Raw genomic sequence first — 17,810 nt, 5'->3', positions numbered from 1 at the left:
CGCCGCCGCTGCGGGCAGTCGTGCCTCCCCCAGTGCCTTGAGGGCCTGGGAGGTGCCCCCAGGGCGGCACGATTGCCCGCGGGAGCGGGAACGCGCGAGCCGGGACCCCCGGGGCGCTGGGCGCCGATACGGCGTGCCTGCTACCGGCGGGCCGTCACCGTGCCCTCCACCGCGAAGAGTTGTTCCTCCACGTGGTCGAGGGCCAGGCGCACCGCACCCGTGGCGACCGCCGCCTCGCCGAGGTGGGACAGGGTGACCTTCGGCGGACGCAGGCAGTAGCGGGCCAGTTCGCGGCGCAGCGGTTCCAGGACGCCGTCCAGGCCGGCCGCCCAGCCGCCGATCACGACCAGCTCCGGGTCGAGGGCCAGCACCAGCGCCGCCACGTCGTGGACGAGCCGGCGGATGAACCGGTCCATGGCCGCCAGCGCCCGCTGGTCGCCCTCGCGGGCCTGGGCGAAGACCTCGGCGACCGCCTGCTCGTCGAGCGGGTGCAGCGGCTCGTCCGTGGTGGACAGCAAGGTCTCGGGGGTCGCCTCCCGGCCCAGCAGATGCAACGCGCCGATCTCGCCGGCCGCCCCGCCGTACCCCCGGTGCAGCCGCCCGCCGATCAGTGAGCCGGCGCCCGGACTCAGCCCGGCCAGCACGAACACCACGTCGTCGGTCCCCCGGGCGGCGCCCTTCCAGTGCTCGGCGACGACCGCCGCGTTGGCGTCGTTCTCCACCAGCACCGGACACTTGAAGGACCGGCTCAGCCGCTCGCCGAGGCCGAGGCCCGTCCAGCCGGGCAGCGCCGTGCCCAGCCGCACCGTACCGTCCGCCTCCACGATCCCCGGCGTGCCCACGCCCACGGCCCGCAGCGAGCCGCGCGGGACACCGGCCCGCCGCAGCAGCTCCGCGACGGCCGTGCCGATCCGCTCCAGCCGCTCGTCGGCGTCGACCGTCTCGTCGACGTCACGTGCCTGCGCGCCGATCACCTTGCCGTCCAGATCGGCCAGCAGCGCGGCCACCCGGTGCACGCCGATCTCCAGGCCGAGCAGATGCCCGGCCTCCGCCCGGAACCGGAACCGCCGCGCCGGCCGCCCCTGCCGCCGCGCGGCCCCCTCCTCGGCCGCCGTCTCCACCACGAGACCCGCCTCGATGAGCCCCTCCACGACGCCCTCGACGGTCGGCCGGGACAGTCCCGTCACCCGGGTCACCTCGGTCAGCGTCGCGCAGTCCGTCGCCCGCAACGCGTGCAGCACCACCGCGGAGTTGATCCTCCGCAGCAGCGAGGGGTCCCCGCCGGTCAGCCGACCCACCGTCCGTCCTCCCAGCTCGTGCGCGTGTTGGGCGGATCGTACTCGGCGCCACCGACCCCGGCGACCTCCGGGCACGGCCGCTTCTGCGGACGCGGTTTCAGCCCGGCGCCACGAAGCCCGACTCGTAGGCCGCGATCACCGCCTGGGTCCGGTCCCGCGCCCCCAGCTTCGCCAGTACGGCGCTCACATGGGACTTCACGGTCTCCGTCCCCACCACCAGCCGCGCGGCGATCTCCGCGTTCGTCAGGCCCCGCGCCATCAGCCGCAGCACCTCCCCCTCACGGTCGGTCAGCCGTGCCCGCTCCAGCACGTCACGCGCCGCGCGGTTGCCCTCGCCGTCGGCGTACTCGGCCGCGAGCCGGCGCACCGAGGCGGGGAACAGCAGCGACTCGCCCTCGGCGACCAGCCGCACCGCGTGCACGATCTCCGCAGGCCGCGCCCGCTTCAGCAGGAACCCGTCGGCGCCCGCGCGCAGCGCCCCGTACACGTACTCGTCGTTCTCGAACGTCGTCACGACGAGGATCTTCGGCGGCGCGTCGACCGAGCGCAGCAGCGCGCGTGTGGCCTCGATCCCGTCCAGCAGCGGCATGCGTACGTCCATGGCGACCACGTCCGGCCGCAGTTGCCGTACGAGCGGGATCACCGCCGCGCCGTCGGCCGCCTCCCCGACGACCTCGATGTCCGGCTGCGCCTCCAACACGGCCCGCAGACCCGCGCGTACGAGGGGTTCGTCGTCGACGAGCAGAACGGTGACCGGCATGCGGCCAGCGTAGATCAGCGCAACGGCAGCTCCACCCGCACCCGCCAGTCACCCCGGTCGGGACCGGTGTGCGCCCGCCCGCCCAGCAGCGCCGCGCGCTCGCGTATGCCGCGCAGACCGCTGCCCCGGCCGGGCCCGGGTGGCGCCCCGGTGAGCGGATTGCGGACCTCCAGGCCGAGCGAGCCGTCGTCGACCGCGATACGGACCCGCACGGGGACGGCACCCGCGTGCCGCAGCACATTGGTCAGGGCCTCCTGGAGGATGCGGTACCCCTCGCGGGAGACCGGCCCGGGCACGGTGTCCAGGGGCCCGGTCATGGCGGCGTCGACCTGCGCGCCGGAAGCCCGCGCGGACTCCAGCAGCCGGTCGGCGTCCGTGAGGGCAGGGCGGCCGCCGACCGGCCTCCCGGACTCGCGCAGGACGCCGAGGACCCGCTCCAGGTCCTCCAGCGCGGCCCGGCCGGTCTCCTCGATGGCGTCCAGCGCCCGCTCGGTGAAGGCGGGATCGCCGGCCGCGCGGGCGGCGCCCGCCTGCACGACGGCCACGGTCAGGGCGTGACCGATGGAGTCGTGGAGTTCCCGGGCGATACGGGTGCGCTCCAGGAGCTGCTCGGTGCGCTCCTCCATGGCGGCCAGCCGCTCGGCGGGGGAGGGGCCGAGCAGACGGCGGGCCAGCGCCGTGATCAGCCGGCCCGAGCCGACCACGGTCGCCGCCAGGGTCACCGACACCAGGGGCAGCAGAAGGACGTGCCACCGGCTGTGGCCTTCGAGGAGGAACGGCTCGCCGGAGGCCGTGTCCCCGCCGAACGCCGCCGCCACCAGGTCCACCGCGGCCATGAGCAGGTTCGCGGTGAACACGGAGGTCGCGCAGCCGATCAGCAGCCGCGCCTGAAGCCATACGACGAGCCTGCCCCGGTCGCTCCAGGAGGCGGACGGCGCGACGACGATGCCGGCGCTGTCGCTGTCGTGCCGCTGACCGGTCAGCAGCAGCCTGGCCTGCAGCCCCTCCACGGTGCGCATCGCGGGCACCAGGCCGACGGGCAGGAGCACCACGGCCGCCGCCGCCCAGGTCCACCACGCCTCCTCGAGGAACAGCCACAGCGACGGCCACACGATCGCGATGAACAGATGCAGCAATCGTGTGTACGTCACCGTCCGGCCGAACGGGCGCAGCAAGCGGATCATGCCGTCATCGTGCCAGCCGCCACCGGCGACGGACCTCCCCCGCACGGGGGAGACGATCTCCACCGGCGGGGGAGGCCCCGACCCCGTACGAGCCGTCACGCTGCTGCCATGACCAGCATCGACGTCCAGGACCTCACCAAGGAGTACGGCACCCGGCGAGCCGTCGACCACCTCACCTTCCGCGTCCTGCCCGGCCGCGTCACCGGCTTCCTCGGCCCCAACGGCGCCGGCAAGTCCACCACCATGCGCCTGGTGCTCGGCCTCGACCACCCCACGTCCGGCTCCGCCACCGTCGGCGGCCGCGCCTACGCCACCCTCACGGAACCCCTGCGCCGGGTCGGCGCCCTGCTCGACGCGCAGGCCGCGCACGGCTCCCGCACCGGCCGCGACCATCTGCGCGTCCTGGCGGCGAGCCACCGCATCCCGGACCGCCGGGTCGACGAGGTGCTGGAGGAGACCGGCCTGGGCTCCGCGGGGCGCCGCCGGGTGCGGACCTACTCCCTGGGCATGCGCCAGCGGCTGGGCATCGCCGCCGCGCTGCTCGGCGACCCGGAGGTGATCATGCTCGACGAACCGTCCAACGGCCTCGACCCCGAAGGCATCGTGTGGATCCGAACCCTGCTGCGCCGGCTCGCGGACGAGGGGCGGACCGTCCTGGTCTCCAGCCATCTGATGAACGAGACCGCCTCCTTCGCCGACCACCTCGTCGTCCTCGGGCGGGGCCGGCTCCTCGCCGACACCCCGATGCGGGAGTTCATCGACGCGCGCGTGCGCCCCGCCGTCCGCGTCCGCACCTCCGACCCCACCGCCCTCAAGAGCGTCCTCGCCGGGCACGGTCACGACGCCGTGGAACACCCGGACGGCCACTGGACCGTGCCGGACGCGCGCGTGGACGACATCGGACGCCTCGCCTCCGCCGCCGGGGTGCCGATCCTCGAACTCACCGCGGACGAGGGCACGCTGGAACAGGCCTATCTGGACCTGACCGCCGCCGAGACCGAGTTCGCCGCGCAGCCCCAGGAGGCCTGACCATGCAGTTCGCACCCGTGCTCCACGCCGAGTGGCTGAAGATCCGTACCGTCCGCTCGCTCCCCGGGGCCCTGTTCGCGCTGTTCGCCGCGACCACGGCGTTCTCCGCGATCGCCGGGGTCTCCAACACGTCGGACCCCGAGTTCGACCCCCTGTTCATGGCCCTGTCCGGTGTCGCACCGGGGCAGATCGCCGCCATCTCCTTCGGCGCCATGGCCGTAGCGGCGGAGTACCACAACGGCGCCCTGCGGCTCTCGCTGGCCGCGGTCCCGCGGCGCGGACGCTGGTTCGCCGCGAAGGCCACGGCGATCGCCGTCCCCACGCTGGTCGTGAGTCTGCTGACCGCCCTGGCCGCTCTCCTCGTGGCACGGGCGGGGCTCGGTGAGGCGGCCGGCGGCCTCACCCCGGCCGAGCAGATCCGGGGCGTCATGGGCTGCGCCGTCTACCTCACGCTGACGGCCCTGTTCGCCGCGGGCCTCGCGACCCTGCTGCGCAGCGGAGTGGCCACGCTGTCCGTACTGATCCCCTTCATCCTCGTCGTGTCCTTCGTGATCGGCGACGCGGCCGGCACCGTCGCCGACTTCCTGCCCGACCGGGCCGGACAGGTGGTCCTGTACGAGACCTACGACGGAGCACTGGGCCCCTGGTCGGGACTGGCGGTGACCGCGCTGTGGACGGCCGCCGCACTGGCGGCCGGGGCGTGGAGCCTGCGCCGCCGCGACGCCTGACCGGAAGTCGGCCGACGCCCCGCCGCCCGCCCGTGCCGACGGGTTCACCGGACCGGTGGACATCGCCCGGCACACCGCCCTCATCGGCGAGCTGTGCTTCCGCCTCTTCCCGGCGGAGCACGGCCCGTCGGACGTCGGCTTCGGGGGACCGGGCCACCACGTCGCCGTACTGGAGACCGACGACGGCCCGGACGGGGATCCCGCGCGGCGGGCGGTCACGGTGGACCGGTTCGAGAAGGACCACGACGCCGTGTACGAGGTGCCGGCCTCCCGCTGGGGGGGGACACCGGCCCCTGGAACCCGCGCACCGGGCGGGAGGAGACACCCGGGCCGTGGGCCTGGCTCGCCGCCCGCGCCGGCGTGGCCCGGGTGCGGGAAGCGCAGGGCACCGGCCGCCGGGTCGCCGTCGCGGTCGCCGACCGGGACCCGGACGACGCGATCCGACTCCCGGCGGTGGTCACGTGAACACCCCCGTCCTGACCACCGGCCGTCACCGCCCGGCCGCGGCCTCCCGCAGCCGGGCGAACTCCTCCGCCAGCGTCGCCGGCGTCCAGTGCGCGTTCAGACCGCTGGGATTGGGCAGCACCCACACGCGGGTGTCGCCGATGGTCCGCTCCTGCGGTCCGACCCGTGCCTTCCGGTCGTCGAACGCCGCGCGGTACGCGGTGACCCCCACCACGGCCAGCCACCGCGGCCGCAGCCGGGCCACCTTCAGGGCGAGCAGCCGCCCGCCCTCCCGGTACTCCTCGGCGCTCAGCTCGTCGGCCCGCGCGGTCGCCCGCGCCACCACATTGGTGATGCCGAGACCGTACGACAGCAGCTCCCGCTGCTCGGACGGCAGCAGCAGCCGGGGTGTGAAGCCGGAGCGGTGCAGCGCCGGCCAGAAGCGGTTGCCGGGGCGGGCGAAGTGGTGGCCGGTCGCGGCCGTCATCAGACCGGGGTTGATGCCGCAGAACAGCACGCGCAGGCCGTCCGCGACCACGTCCGGTACGAGACGGTCGCGGGCGGCCTCCAGCTCCTCCCGGGTGAAGCGCGTCAGAGGATCGCCCCGGGGGTGTACCCGGCGGCCTCCGGGTGCTGCTTGACGAGCTCGTCGACGCGGCCGACCACGGTGGCGACCTGGTCGCCCGCGGCGCCGGTGAAGGACAGCCTGTCCGCCATCAGCGCCTCCAGCTCCGCGCGGTCGAGCGGCAGCCGCTCGTCGGCGGCGAGCTTGTCGAGGAGGTCGTTGCGCTCGGCGCCCCGCTCCCGCATGGCGAGGGCGGTGGCGACGGCGTTCTCCTTGATGGCCTCGTGCGCGACCTCGCGGCCGACGCCCGCGCGCACGGCGCCCATCAGCACCTTGGTGGTGGCGAGGAACGGCAGGTAGCGGTCCAGCTCGCGGGCCACGACCGCCGGGAAGGCGCCGAACTCGTCGAGCACCGTCAGGAACGTCTCCAGCAGCCCGTCCAGCGCGAAGAACGCGTCCGGCAGGGCGACCCGGCGCACCACCGAGCAGGACACGTCGCCCTCGTTCCACTGGTCGCCGGCCAGCTCGCCGGTCATCGAGGCGTAGCCGCGCAGGATCACCATCAGGCCGTTGACGCGCTCGCAGGAGCGGGTGTTCATCTTGTGCGGCATCGCGGACGAGCCGACCTGGCCCGGCTTGAAGCCCTCGGTCACCAGCTCGTGCCCGGCCATCAGCCGGATCGTCTTCGCCAGCGACGACGGCGCGGCGGCGAGCTGCACCAGCGCGGTGACGACCTCGTAGTCCAGCGAGCGCGGGTAGACCTGGCCGACGCTGGTGAACGCCTGCGAGAAGCCCAGGTGCCCGGCGATCCGCCGCTCCAGCTCCGCGAGCCTGCCCGCGTCGCCGCCGAGCAGGTCCAGCATGTCCTGCGCGGTGCCGACCGGGCCCTTGATGCCGCGCAGCGGGTAGCGGCCCAGCAGCTCCTCCACCCGGCCGTACGCGACGAGCAGCTCGTCGGTGGCGGTGGCGAACCGCTTGCCGAGGGTGGTGGCCTGCGCGGCCACATTGTGCGAGCGGCCGGCCATGACCAGCTCGCCGTACTCACCGGCCAGCTTGCCCAGCCGTGCCGCCACGGCGACCGTGCGGTCGCGGATCAGCTCCAGCGAGAGCCGGATCTGCAGCTGCTCGACGTTCTCGGTGAGGTCGCGGGAGGTCATTCCCTTGTGCACGTGCTCGTGCCCGGCGAGGTCGTTGAACTCCTCGATCCGCGCCTTCACGTCGTGCCGGGTGACCTTCTCGCGCTCGGCGATCGAGGCCAGGTCGACGGTGTCGAGGACCCGCTCGTAGTCGGCGATCGCCGTGTCGGGCACCTCGATCCCGAGGTCCTTCTGGGCCCGCAGCACGGCGAGCCAGAGCTGCCGCTCCAGCCTCACCTTCTGCTCGGGCGACCAGAGCGTGGCGAGCTCGGCGGAGGCGTAGCGTCCGGCGAGGACGTTCGGGATACGGGGCTTGGCGGGCGCAGCAGTCACGTATCCGGAGTCTACTGGCGATTCCTGCAGGCCGGCGCCACCGGGTGGCCTGGAGGAAAGCACAAGGAGGCGCTACCGGCCCTCGTACGGCAGCAGCTCGGGCCGCTTCGGCGGCAGGCCGTCGCCCGAGGAACGGCCGGTGAGGCGGCGGCCGATCCACGGCAGCAGGTGCTGCCGCGCGAACCGGGCGTCCGCGACCCGCCGGGCCACCCAGCGCGGCGGCAGCGTCGCCTCCGGGGGCAGGTGCCACTCGGGATCCTCCGGTGCGTGGCCCAGCGTCTGCCAGACCGCCTCCGCGACCCTGCGGTGCCCGTCCGCGGTCAGGTGCAGCCGGTCCACGTCCCACAGCCGGGGGTCGGCGAGCGACGGCGCCCCGTACAGGTCGACGACCAGCGCGCCGTGCTTCTCGGCGAGCTCGTCGACGCACTCGAACAGCGCCTCCATGCGCGGGCGGAAGCGCTCCAGGACCGGGCCCTGACGGCCGGGGCTGCGCATCAGCACCAACTGCCCGCAGTGCGGCGCCAGCCGCTCCACGGCCTCGGTCAGCAGGTCCCGCACCCTCCCCATGTCGCACTTGGGCCGCAGGGTGTCGTTGAGCCCGCCGACCAGGGTGACGACGTCGGCCCGCATGGCGGCGGCGACCTCGACCTGCTCGTCGACGATCTGCTGGATCAGCTTGCCGCGCACCGCGAGGTTGGCGTACCGGAAACCGGGAGTGGTGGCCGCCATCCGCGCGGCGAGGAGGTCGGCCCAGCCCCGGTAGGTGCCGTCGGGGAGGAGGTCCGACATGCCCTCGGTGAAGGAGTCACCGAGGGCGACGAGGCTGCTGTAGGTGGGGTTCGTCTGCATGGCGACACAGATGGTATCCCGCGGCACATACCCACCGGTCGGTCACCCTGTCCCGGGCTCAGGTCCGCTGCCCGAACAGCTCCCGCAGCACGTCCTCCATGGTCACCAGCCCGGCCAGCCGCCCGTCGGCCCCGAGGACGGCCGCCAGATGCGTACGGCTGCCCCGCATGGCGGTGAGGACGTCGTCCATCGGCGTGCTCTCCCGCACCCGCGCGATGGGCCGCATGTCGCCCAGCCGGAACGGCAGGTCCCGCGGCGAGGTGTCGAGGGCGTCCTTCACGTGCAGGTAGCCGACGATCCGCCGCTGCTCGTCCACCACCGGGAAGCGGGAGAACCCGAACTCCGCCGACAGCCGCTCCAGCCCCTCCGGGGTGACCCCCACGCTCGCGTAGACGACGCGCTCCAGCGGCATCGCCACGTCCCGCACCGGCCGTCGGCCCAGCTCCAGCGCGTCGTGCAGCCGTTCGCGCGCGCGGTCGTCGATGAGGCCCGCCTCGCCGGAGTCCTTCACGATCTGGGCCAGCTCGGAGTCCGAGAAGGACGCGACGACCTCGTTCCGTGTCTTGACCCGCATCAGCTTCAGCAGCGCGTTGGCGAACGCGTTGACCGTGAAGATCACCGGGCGCAGTGCGCGGGACAGCGCCACCAGCGGCGGACCCAGCACCAGGGCGCTGCGCACCGGTTCGGCGAGCGCGATGTTCTTCGGCACCATCTCGCCGAGCAGCATGTGCAGATACGTCGCGAGCACCAGCGCGATCACGAACGACACCGCGTGTCCCGCGCCCTCCGGGACACCCACCGCGTGGAACACCGGCTCCAGCAGGTGCTCGATGGCCGGCTCGGCGACGACACCGAGGATCAGCGTGCACAGGGTGATGCCGAGCTGCGCGGCCGCCATCAGCGCGGACACGTGCTCCAGACCCCACAGCACGCTCTTCGCGCGCCGGTCGCCCCGGTCGGCGTACGGCTCGATCTGGCTGCGGCGGACCGAGATCAGCGCGAACTCGGCACCGACGAAGAAGGCGTTGACGACCAGCGTCGCCAGACCGATCAGCAGCTGTACGACGGTCATCGCCGTGCCCCCCTGTCATCCGTGGTCCCGGCCGTCCGCCGTTCCGCCGCGTGCCGGTCGTCGAGGGGCGCGTGCAGCAGGACGCGTGCCGCGCGGCGGCCGGTGGCGTCCACCACGTCCAGGCGCCAGCCGACGACCTCGACGGTGTCGCCGGCGGCCGGTATCCGGCCCAGCTCGGCCGCCACGAGTCCGGCGAGGGTCTCGTACGGCCCCTCCGGCGCGCGCAGGCCGACCCGGGCGAGCTGGTCCACCCGCGCGAAGCCGTCGGCCGAGAACAGGGAGCGCCCGCTCTCGTCGGTGCCGGCCCGGGCGAGGTCGGGGGTCTCGTGCGGGTCGTGCTCGTCGCGGACCTCGCCGACGACCTCCTCGACGATGTCCTCCAGCGTGGCCACACCGGCCGTGCCGCCGTACTCGTCGATCACCACGGCCATGGTGCGCCGCCCGGAGAGCCGGTCGAGGAGGCGGTCGACGGTGAGCGAGCCGGGGACCAGCAGCGGCTCGCGCATCAGCTCCGACACGGGCACCTGGGCCCGGCGCTCCGCGGGCAGTGCCAGTACGTCCTTGACGTGCGCGGTGCCGACGACCGCGTCGAGGGTGTCGCGGTAGACGGGGAACCGGGACAGCCCGGTCGCCCGGGTCACGTTGGCCACGTCCTCACACGTGGCGTGCACCTCCAGCGCGATGACCTGGACGCGCGGTGTCATCACGTTCTCGGCGGTGAGGTCGGCGAGGTTCAGCGTGCGGACGAAGAGCTCGGCGGTGTCCGGCTCCAGGGCGCCCTCCCGGGCGGAGTGCCGGGCGAGCGCCGCGAGTTCCTGCGGTCCGCGCGCGGACTCCAGCTCCTCGGCGGGCTCCACGCCGATGCGGCGCACGATGCGGTTGGCCGTGTTGTTCAGGTGTGTGATGAACGGGCGGAAGGCGGCGCTGAACCAGCGCTGCGCGTTGCCCACCCGTCTGGCGACGGCCAGCGGCGAGGAGATCGCCCAGTTCTTGGGCACCAGCTCGCCGACCACCATCAGGAACACCGTGGACAGGGCCGTGCCGATCACCAGGGCGAGGGAGCTCGCCACCGAAGCGGAGACACCGATGTCCTCCAGCGGGCCCGCGATCAGCGCGGCGATCGAGGGTTCGGCCAGCATGCCGACCACCAGGTTGGTGACCGTGATGCCGAGCTGCGCGCCGGAGAGCTGGAAGGTCAGGTTCCGTACGGCCTTGAGGGCGCCCGCGGCCCCCCGCTCGCCGCGCTCGACGGCCCGCTCCAGCTCGGCCCGCTCGACCGTGGTGAGGGAGAACTCGGCCGCGACGAAGGCGCCGCAGGCGAGCGAGAGCAGGATCGCCGCCAGGAGGAGGAGCACTTCGGTCATCGGGTCACCTCTGTCCCATGGTCGGACAGGACGGGAACGGATGCGCGATGTCGCGGACCGGGAGGCTCGCCCATGGGCGGACGCACACAACCTTTCATGGAGGACCGAGTGGCCCCACAAGGGTAAAGGATCGGCAAAGGTGTGCTGTCGGGCCGTGGATCATCCGGTGAGGGGCTTCACCCAGCGCCGCCAGCGTTCCTCCCGCGCATACCCGGCGGAGCCCCAGGCATGATGGGCGGTCCCGTTGTTCTCGAGCACCATCGCGTCCGCGCGACGCCCGCCGAGCCGTACGAACCGCTCCTCCGCGGCGGTCAGCAGCGCGGAGGCGACGCCCCGGCGGCGGCGGTCCGGACGCACCGCCAGCCGGTAGAGATGGCACCGCCAGCCGTCGAAGCCCGCGATCACCGTGCCGACCAGCTCACCGCCGCTCTCCGCGAGGATCAGCGCCCCGGGGTCGCGGGCGACCAGCCGCTCCACGCCGTCCCGGTCGTCACTGATGCTCGTGCCCTCGGCGGCCACCTTCCAGAAGGCCAGCACGGTGTCGAGATCCCCGGGCGTCGCGGCCCGTACACGCAGCTCGGTCATACGGTGATCACAGCACGCGTGCTCCCACCGGACACACCATTCCACAATCCGGACCACCGGCTCCCGGGTCCCGGCTCCCGCGGGCAGTCGTGCCGCAGGGCGGCACGGGTGGGCGGTGGGGGCACCTCCCGCTCGAGCGCAGCCGAGAGCGGGGGAGGCACCCCGCTGACGCCGGGCTGCGTGCCCCCCCGCTCAGTGGACACCCCAGTGACTGCTGGGCGGGGGTGGGTCTGCGCTCGCCCCGCTGGAGGGGTGCCGCTGCGCCCACCCGTGCTGTGGGCCGAGGAACACGAGGGGGGATCATAAGGAGGGGCTGTGCAGGACGGGAAGAACACCCCGGCCGGAGAGGCCAGCCAGTGGCTGCGGGACCACTTCAAGGACGATCCACAGCCACGCGTGGACATCACGCTGATACCGGGCGAGCCGTCACCGGCCGCCTACCAGGAGGTGCTGGAGATCCTGTTTGGCCCCCCAACTGGCTGAGCTGACCGCACAATTGCCGCAACATGAGTGATCCCGGGAGCGTTTCTGAGGCCCTCCCGGGATCACATGGCCAGTCGTAAGGGGACTGACATGAACCAGACTCTCACAACCGAGAAGCAGCGTCTCTTCTCGGCCATCGACGCCGTACTCAAGCTGTGGAGCCCGGACAGCTCCGGGCCGTCGCCTACCTTCGGGTCTCCACTGAGGAGCAAAAGAAGGGGTACGGCATCTCCTGCACCGGCAAGCGGGTCGTCAAGCACATCGCAAAAAAGGGCTGGGCACTCGTCGACGTGTTCGCCGACGAAGGATTCAGCGGCAGCCTGGAGTGGCACGAGCGCCCCGACCTGAAGCGCTTGATGGAACTCGCTCGCCAGCCACAGCGGACGTTCGACGTCGTGGCCGTCGCAGAAGCGCGAGCCATCGGCCGACGGGATCGGGCTTTCTGGCCGTGGGTGTGGGAACTGGAAGATCTCGGGGTGTACGTCGCTGTCGTCAAAGGCGACTACGACGACACCACCGCCGAAGGCCGTAGCCGTATGCGCAAAGATGCCGACCGGGCCGAGGACGAGCGCGAGACAATCCGCGACCGGACCCAGGGCGGCCTTCAGGAGAAGGCCGAAGACGGGGGATACACGGGCGGGTTCGTGCCCTTCGGGTATGAGGTCGAGAACCAGGGTGTGAAGGGTGAATCCCGACTCGTCCTGTGCGACAGCGACCGTCGCACTCTGCGCCGCGGGCGTGAAGAGTTCGTCAGGAACAAGAGCTGGCCGGACACGGCCGCCGTCCTGAACGCCGAAGAACTGTTCACCAAGACCGGCAAGCCCTGGTCTTACCAGAACCTCCAGCAGATCATGCTGGGGGATCCCGTCCTGAACTCCAGGATGATCTTCCGCAAGGCGAAGAAGGCCAAGCTGGACCGTGACGGCAAGCCGATGTACGGGGAGTCCGTCATCATCAACCTGCCTCCCGTCTTCACCCCGGAAGAGGTGGAAGAGCTGAAGGAGGTTGCCGAACTGGTGAAGAAGGGCCCGCCCGTCAATCGTGGGCGCGTGTACATCCTGAGCACCCGGCTCATCTCCCCGTGCGGCCAGCGGTACACCGGCCACCTCAAGAACGGGAAAGTCGCCGGCTACCGCTGTAACGGCTCCGGCTGTGAATGCGTCTTCATCGAGGCGAACGTCACCGAAGAGACCGTGTGGTCCACATTCAGTGAGGCGCTGGGGGACATCGAGCGTCTGAAAAAGGTGGCCGAGGACTGGACCGGCGTCAACAAGGGCCAGAACATCAACCACGCCGAACGCATCGCCGACCTGGACAAGCAGATCACCACTCTGCGCAGAACCAGGAACGTCACCATGTCCATGGCCGTGCGCGAGGCCATCGGCGAGGGCGCCACGGATGCGGAGGCCGAGGAGGCCGCCGCAGCGGCCGTGAGGCCGTTCACCGAGGAACTGGCCAGTCTGGAGAAGCTGAGGGCCGAGACGGCCGCCTGGGCGGCTGAGACGGCGACAGCCGGGCAGAGGGCCAAGGACTTGCTGAAGATGGCCGAGACGGCCCACAAGAGGCTGGAGAACCTGCCCCCTGCCCAGAAGCTGCGGCTTCTGGAGCTGCTGGACACCACGGTCACCGTGACGAAGGAACCCCCGAAGGGACGCCAGGGCACGCCCTGTGCCCTGGCCGGCTGGTTCCGTGAGCGTGAACGGCTCGTGCCCGAGCTGGACGACGCCGCATGGGAGGCCATCGCCGATCTGATGCCGAAGCTCCGCAAGGGCGACCCGCGGAAGGTCGTCGAAGGGCTGCTGTACAAGGCGCGCACCGGCGTGCAGTGGACGCAGATGCCCGCTGGGTACGGGCCACACACGCTGTTGCACAACCACTGGACCCGGTGGAGCAAGGCGGGCCTGTGGGAGCAGGCCATGGACCGTCTGACCGGCGTCGGGGGAGCGGAGCCGTTCCAGCCCTGGGTGGCCCCGTCCATGTCCATCCGGACATGGGTGATCCCGGAACTACTCCTAGACGCGGAACAGAACGTGGTCGGAGGCTCGCGAAGCCGAGCATCACGTACTTGATCACGTCGAGGAATCCGCCGAGTTCGTCGGCGGCCGTCTCGGCCAGCTCGTCCGCCGTCCGCACCTCGTAGCCGCCGTCGCCGAGCGCCGCGGTGACACGGCGCTTCAGCTCCGTGTCGGTCACGCCCGGCGCCGCGTCGAGGGAGACGCTCGTGGCCAGGTCCGCCGAGCCCAGCAGCCTGGTGGCCGCCACCTCGGGATCGAGGAAGACCAGCGCCGCGCCGGGGTTCGTGGTGGTGAACGTGGCGATCCCGACGACCTCCACGCGGAACGTGCCCGGCTGCGCCTGCACGGACAGCGTGTCCCCGATCCCGACGTCCTCGACGCCGGCCGTGTCCGCGTCCAGCACCGCCTCGCCGTCGCCGCGCGGGGCGCGGCCGGAGGTCAGCTCCACCACACTGCGCTCGCTGACGTACCAGTCCACCGCGAGGGTCGGCGCGCCCGTGGTCGGCCCCACCGACTCGTTGTCGCCGTCGACGACCGTGACGTTGTCGGCCTCGACGTCCGGACGCGCGGACTCGACGCCGTCGACGCGGGACAGTTCCTGGGCGAGCGAGGCCGGGACCGTCCGGACGGCCCCCGTGGGCACCGACGACTCCAGGTCCTCCGGGGGTGCCACCGTCACATCGGCGGACGTGGAGGCGAACAGCCGGTCGAAGGTACGGGAGACCGTGTCGGAGAAGATCAGACTGCCCGCGACGAACGCCACGGACAGGACGACGGCCAGCGCGGACAGCAGCAGCCGGCCCCTGTGCGCGAGGAAGCTCCGCAGTGTCGCCCTCAGCGCGGCGTCAGTCCTTCCCGGGCACCGGCGCGTCCGGGCCGCCGGCGGTGTCCGCGGGGGCGCGGAGCACGTCGAAGCGCTTCATCCGCTCCAGCACCGACTCCGCCGTGGGCCGGCGCATCTCGTCCACGATCCGGCCGTCCGCGAGGAAGAGCACCAGATCGGAGTGGGCGGCGGCGCCCGGGTCGTGCGTGACCATCACGACGGTCTGCCCGAGCGCGTCCACGGCCTCGCGCAGAAAGCCGAGCACTTCGAGCCCCGCGCGGGAGTCGAGGTTGCCGGTCGGCTCGTCCGCGAAGATCAGCTCGGGGCGGGAGGCCAGCGCCCGCGCGCAGGCCACGCGCTGCTGCTGACCGCCCGACAACTGCGCGGGCCGGTGCTTGAGCCGGTCCCGCAGCCCCAGCGTGTCGATGACCTGGTCCAGCCACTTCTCATCGGCCTTCCGGCCCGCGATGTCCATGGGCAGGGTGATGTTCTCCCGCGCGTTCAGCGTCGGGATGAGGTTGAAGGACTGGAACATGAACCCGATCCGGTCCCGCCGCAGCCGGGTCAGCTCACGGTCCTTCAGTCCTGTTGTCTCGGTGTCTCCCAGCCACACCCGTCCGGCGGAAACGGTGTCGAGCCCCGCCAGACAGTGCATGAGCGTGGATTTCCCGGATCCCGACGGGCCCATGACCGCGGTGAACCGTCCGCGCGCGATGTCCACGTCCACCGAGTCCAGGGCGAGCACGGTCGTCTCGCCCGAGCCGTACGCCTTGGTCAGACCGCGGGCGCGGGCCGCGATCCCGTCGGCCGACGCGAGGCCCAGGGCGTGCTCCGCAGCAGGTGTGGACAAGGCCGCCTCCTCCGAGTGGACGTCAGGTCGTGCTCGTCGCGCCGAGGGTAGTGTGATCCAGCCCACATCCGGTATCCCCCCGTGGGTGCAGGTCCCCGATACCGGCGTAAGGGGCACGTTCTTCGCGTCCCCCGGTCCCGCCACGGCACTTGCCGCCGCTAGCACTCCGGCGCTAGCTTCGAGACATGGCGAAGACCCAGCTGAACGTGCGCGTGGACGAGGGCACCGCCCGCGCGGCACGGGAACGTGCCCTGGCGCGCGGGATGAGCGTGAACCGCTACATCGAGGAACTGGTCCGGCAGGACACCGGCGAGGCGGGCCGCGCCTTCGTCGAGGCCGCCGCCGACTTCATGAAGCAGTACGAGAGCGTCTTCGCCGAGGAATTCGGCAAGGAGCGCGAAGGCACGCGCGAAGGCCGCCGCTGAGCCGTTGAAAGACCTGCGCATCGACCTCGCGTGGCTGCTCATGCTCGCCGAGCGGCAGACCCCGGGGGACCCTCAGGTCACCGACTGGGGCGCCCTCGTCGCCGCCGTCGCACGCCATGAGGCCGAGATCTTCGACGTCCCCGTCTACGACAGCCCGCACGCCCGCGCCGCCTCGCTGCTCCAGCTGCTGATCCACATCCCCGCGCTGGAGCGCTCCAACGCGCTGTTCGCCTCCGCCGTCGCGTACGCCTATCTCGTCGCCAGCGGTCTGAAGGTCGTCACCTCGCCGGAGCGGGTGCGCGATCTGGCCCGCCTGGTCAAGGACGGCGAGGCGACCGTGGACGACATCGCCGCCGAGCTGCGCCGCTGGTGCGAGTGATCAGCTCCCGTCGGCCGCCGTGTCGCCCGTCGGGCGCCACGCGGTGCCCATGACGCAGTACGAGGTGGGCAGCGCCGGCCCCTTGTCCGGCATCAGCACCCGCCGGTAGGGGCCGAGCTCGAACCCCGCCCGGCGCAGCGCGCCGACCGGGTCCCGCGCCACATGGCAGCCCCCGGCCAGCGGCGGCCAGACCGTGCGGTCCAGCGCCCGCTGGGTGAGGCGCATGACCCGGCCGCCGCCCCGGCCGTGCTCGAAGAACCGCACCTCGCCGCCCGGCCGCAGCACCCGCCGCAGCTCCGCGAGCGCCCGCGGCACGTCCCGGACGCTGCACAGCACCAGCGAGAGCACCGCCGCGTCGAACGCCTCGCTCTTGACCGGCAGCGCCTCCGCCGCACCCGGCGCCACGTCCACCGGCACCTGGGCGCGCAGGGCGGCCTCCACGGCCAGCGCCCGCAGCCCACGCTCCGGTTCGATGGCGACGATCTCCGAGACGGTGCCCGGATAGTGCGCGAAGTTCAGACCGTTGCCCGCGCCGACCTCGATCACCCGGCCGGACAGCCCGCCGAGCAGTCCGCGCCGCACCTGGGCCATCCCCGCGCGGGTCTCGGCGGCGACGCTGAGCCGGGCGTAGTACCGCGCGAACACCGGATGGTGCACGGCATCCCGCCGCACCTTCGTGGACCGGCCGGACCGTAGCTGCATGAGGACCTCCCCGGAACGGGCCTACGGTGATTCTCCCCCGAACGGACGATCCACACCCCCGCCCGCCGTCAGGGCGCCTCGCGCACCCGGAACGTCTCCGCGTCCCAGGTCCCCTCCAGCCGGGGCGCCAGCCAGCGCGGTGCCGAGGCCCGGAACCCGGCGGGGTCCAGCAGGCCCGCCCCGGCCGGTACGGCGCCCAGCAGCGGGGCACCGGTCACGTCCGGCAGGTCCAGCAGGTTGCACCGCGAGGCCAGGTCCGGCTCGGTGGGCCAGCTGCCGATCACCACACCCGCCAGGTCCAGCCCGCGTCCGCGCAGTTCACGAGCCGTCAGCTCCGTGACGTTCAGGGTGCCGAGCCCGGCCGACGCCACCACCAGCACCGGCGCGGCCAGCAGCGCCGCCGCGTCCGCCAGCGTCCCGCCGGCCGCGTCGAACCGTACGAGCAGCCCGCCCGCGCCCTCCACCAGCACCAGGTCGTGCTCCGTGGCCAGCTTGGCGGCCCGCTCCGCGACCTCGTGCGGATGCACCGGCGCCCGGCCGGCCCGGCGGGCCGCCGTGGCCGGCGCCAGCGGATCCGGGTACCGGGCCAGTTCGGCCGTCGTCACCGCACCGGCGAGCCGCGCGACCTCGTCGGCGTCCCCGGCGTCCGCCGGAAGCACACCCGTCTGCGCCGCCTTCAGCACCGCCACCGACCGGCCGGCCGCCAGCGCCGTCGCGGCGAGGGCGGCCGTCACCACCGTCTTGCCGACCTCGGTGCCCGTGCCCGTGATCACCATCACCGGCATG

Annotated in this window: 18 protein-coding genes and 2 pseudogenes; 7 read left to right on the top strand and 13 right to left on the bottom strand. The window is 72.8% G+C overall.

Translation table 11 applies throughout. The annotated features are described in order from the left end of the window. Positions 1-140: 140 nt before the first annotated feature. The 3 genes from ACF1DX_RS17635 to ACF1DX_RS17625 form a co-directional block, all read right to left on the bottom strand. The gene (locus ACF1DX_RS17635; RefSeq protein ID WP_391792054.1) at positions 141-1,298 is read right to left on the bottom strand and encodes an ROK family transcriptional regulator; all 1,158 of its coding nucleotides are present in this window, start codon (positions 1,296-1,298) and stop codon (positions 141-143) included. A 97-nt stretch (positions 1,299-1,395) separates the two neighbouring features. Further along, a complete protein-coding gene (locus tag ACF1DX_RS17630) occupies positions 1,396-2,058 on the bottom strand; it encodes a response regulator (protein WP_391792053.1) in 663 nt (220 codons plus the stop codon). A gap of 14 nt (positions 2,059-2,072) precedes the next feature. After that, positions 2,073-3,242: a sensor histidine kinase gene (locus ACF1DX_RS17625; protein ID WP_391792052.1), complete on the bottom strand. Its 1,170-nt coding sequence runs from the start codon at positions 3,240-3,242 to the stop codon at positions 2,073-2,075. A 108-nt stretch (positions 3,243-3,350) separates the two neighbouring features. Between ACF1DX_RS17625 and ACF1DX_RS17620 the strand changes: the two genes are divergently transcribed. From ACF1DX_RS17620 to ACF1DX_RS17610, 3 genes and pseudogenes are all read left to right on the top strand, one after another. Then, positions 3,351-4,271 carry an ABC transporter ATP-binding protein gene (locus ACF1DX_RS17620; protein WP_391792051.1) on the top strand — a complete coding sequence of 307 codons (921 nt, stop codon included), beginning with the start codon at positions 3,351-3,353 and terminating at the stop codon, positions 4,269-4,271. A gap of 2 nt (positions 4,272-4,273) precedes the next feature. Next, a complete protein-coding gene (locus ACF1DX_RS17615) occupies positions 4,274-4,999 on the top strand; it encodes an ABC transporter permease (protein WP_391792050.1) in 726 nt (241 codons plus the stop codon). 55 nt (positions 5,000-5,054) lie between these two features. Continuing rightward, positions 5,055-5,464 (top strand): annotated as a pseudogene (locus tag ACF1DX_RS17610) (hypothetical protein). A 25-nt stretch (positions 5,465-5,489) separates the two neighbouring features. Here ACF1DX_RS17610 and mug read toward each other — a convergent pair. The 6 genes from mug to ACF1DX_RS17580 all read right to left on the bottom strand — a co-directional run bounded on the left by mug (position 5,490) and on the right by ACF1DX_RS17580 (position 11,347). Continuing rightward, positions 5,490-6,038 (bottom strand): G/U mismatch-specific DNA glycosylase, encoded by a 549-nt coding sequence (mug, locus tag ACF1DX_RS17605; protein ID WP_391792146.1) that lies wholly within the window; start codon positions 6,036-6,038, stop codon positions 5,490-5,492. Next, positions 6,035-7,477, bottom strand: coding sequence for an adenylosuccinate lyase (purB, locus tag ACF1DX_RS17600; RefSeq protein ID WP_391792049.1), 1,443 nt, complete (start codon positions 7,475-7,477; stop codon positions 6,035-6,037). The genes mug and purB overlap by 4 nt, the downstream gene beginning before the upstream one ends. Before the next feature lie 72 nt (positions 7,478-7,549). Beyond that, positions 7,550-8,326, bottom strand: a complete 777-nt coding sequence (locus ACF1DX_RS17595) for an SGNH/GDSL hydrolase family protein (RefSeq protein ID WP_391792048.1) — start codon at positions 8,324-8,326, stop codon at positions 7,550-7,552. 58 nt (positions 8,327-8,384) lie between these two features. Beyond that, complete coding sequence (locus ACF1DX_RS17590) at positions 8,385-9,398, bottom strand: hemolysin family protein (RefSeq protein ID WP_391792047.1); 1,014 nt, start codon at positions 9,396-9,398, stop codon at positions 8,385-8,387. Beyond that, positions 9,395-10,762: a hemolysin family protein gene (locus ACF1DX_RS17585; protein ID WP_391792046.1), complete on the bottom strand. Its 1,368-nt coding sequence runs from the start codon at positions 10,760-10,762 to the stop codon at positions 9,395-9,397. The genes ACF1DX_RS17590 and ACF1DX_RS17585 overlap by 4 nt, the downstream gene beginning before the upstream one ends. 159 nt (positions 10,763-10,921) lie before the next feature. Beyond that, positions 10,922-11,347 (bottom strand): GNAT family N-acetyltransferase, encoded by a 426-nt coding sequence (locus ACF1DX_RS17580; RefSeq protein ID WP_391792045.1) that lies wholly within the window; start codon positions 11,345-11,347, stop codon positions 10,922-10,924. 315 nt (positions 11,348-11,662) lie between these two features. Between ACF1DX_RS17580 and ACF1DX_RS17575 the strand changes: the two genes are divergently transcribed. Continuing rightward, on the top strand, positions 11,663-11,830 hold the full coding sequence (locus tag ACF1DX_RS17575) for a hypothetical protein (RefSeq protein ID WP_391792044.1): 168 nt from the start codon (positions 11,663-11,665) through the stop codon (positions 11,828-11,830). A gap of 155 nt (positions 11,831-11,985) precedes the next feature. After that, positions 11,986-13,899, top strand: a complete 1,914-nt coding sequence (locus ACF1DX_RS17570; protein WP_391792043.1) for a recombinase family protein — start codon at positions 11,986-11,988, stop codon at positions 13,897-13,899. On the opposite strand, the pseudogene ACF1DX_RS17565 reads toward ACF1DX_RS17570, so the two are convergent. Together ACF1DX_RS17565 and ACF1DX_RS17560 are read right to left on the bottom strand one after the other, a co-directional pair. Beyond that, a pseudogene (locus ACF1DX_RS17565) lies at positions 13,868-14,683 on the bottom strand (ABC transporter permease); the annotation flags it as partial. The gene ACF1DX_RS17570 and the pseudogene ACF1DX_RS17565 sit on opposite strands and share 32 nt — an antisense overlap. Before the next feature lie 7 nt (positions 14,684-14,690). Beyond that, a complete protein-coding gene (locus ACF1DX_RS17560) occupies positions 14,691-15,518 on the bottom strand; it encodes an ABC transporter ATP-binding protein (protein WP_391792042.1) in 828 nt (275 codons plus the stop codon). Between the two features lie 185 nt (positions 15,519-15,703). Between ACF1DX_RS17560 and ACF1DX_RS17555 the strand changes: the two genes are divergently transcribed. After that, on the top strand, positions 15,704-15,943 hold the full coding sequence (locus tag ACF1DX_RS17555; RefSeq protein ID WP_344561835.1) for a toxin-antitoxin system HicB family antitoxin: 240 nt from the start codon (positions 15,704-15,706) through the stop codon (positions 15,941-15,943). Between the two features lie 4 nt (positions 15,944-15,947). After that, positions 15,948-16,322: a fic family toxin-antitoxin system, toxin component gene (locus tag ACF1DX_RS17550; protein WP_391792041.1), complete on the top strand. Its 375-nt coding sequence runs from the start codon at positions 15,948-15,950 to the stop codon at positions 16,320-16,322. Here the strand turns inward: ACF1DX_RS17550 and ACF1DX_RS17545 are convergent, their stop codons facing one another. Both ACF1DX_RS17545 and bioD read right to left on the bottom strand, forming a co-directional pair. After that, the gene (locus tag ACF1DX_RS17545) at positions 16,323-17,024 is read right to left on the bottom strand and encodes a class I SAM-dependent methyltransferase (protein ID WP_391792040.1); all 702 of its coding nucleotides are present in this window, start codon (positions 17,022-17,024) and stop codon (positions 16,323-16,325) included. Positions 17,025-17,092: 68 nt separating this feature from the next. Continuing rightward, complete coding sequence (bioD, locus tag ACF1DX_RS17540; RefSeq protein ID WP_391792039.1) at positions 17,093-17,809, bottom strand: dethiobiotin synthase; 717 nt, start codon at positions 17,807-17,809, stop codon at positions 17,093-17,095. Position 17,810: the final 1 nt, after the last annotated feature.

The organism is Streptomyces sp. NPDC014676 (assembly GCF_043084105.1).
Classification (GTDB): domain Bacteria; phylum Actinomycetota; class Actinomycetes; order Streptomycetales; family Streptomycetaceae; genus Streptomyces.
This window is presented reverse-complemented; position numbering and strand designations above follow the sequence as displayed.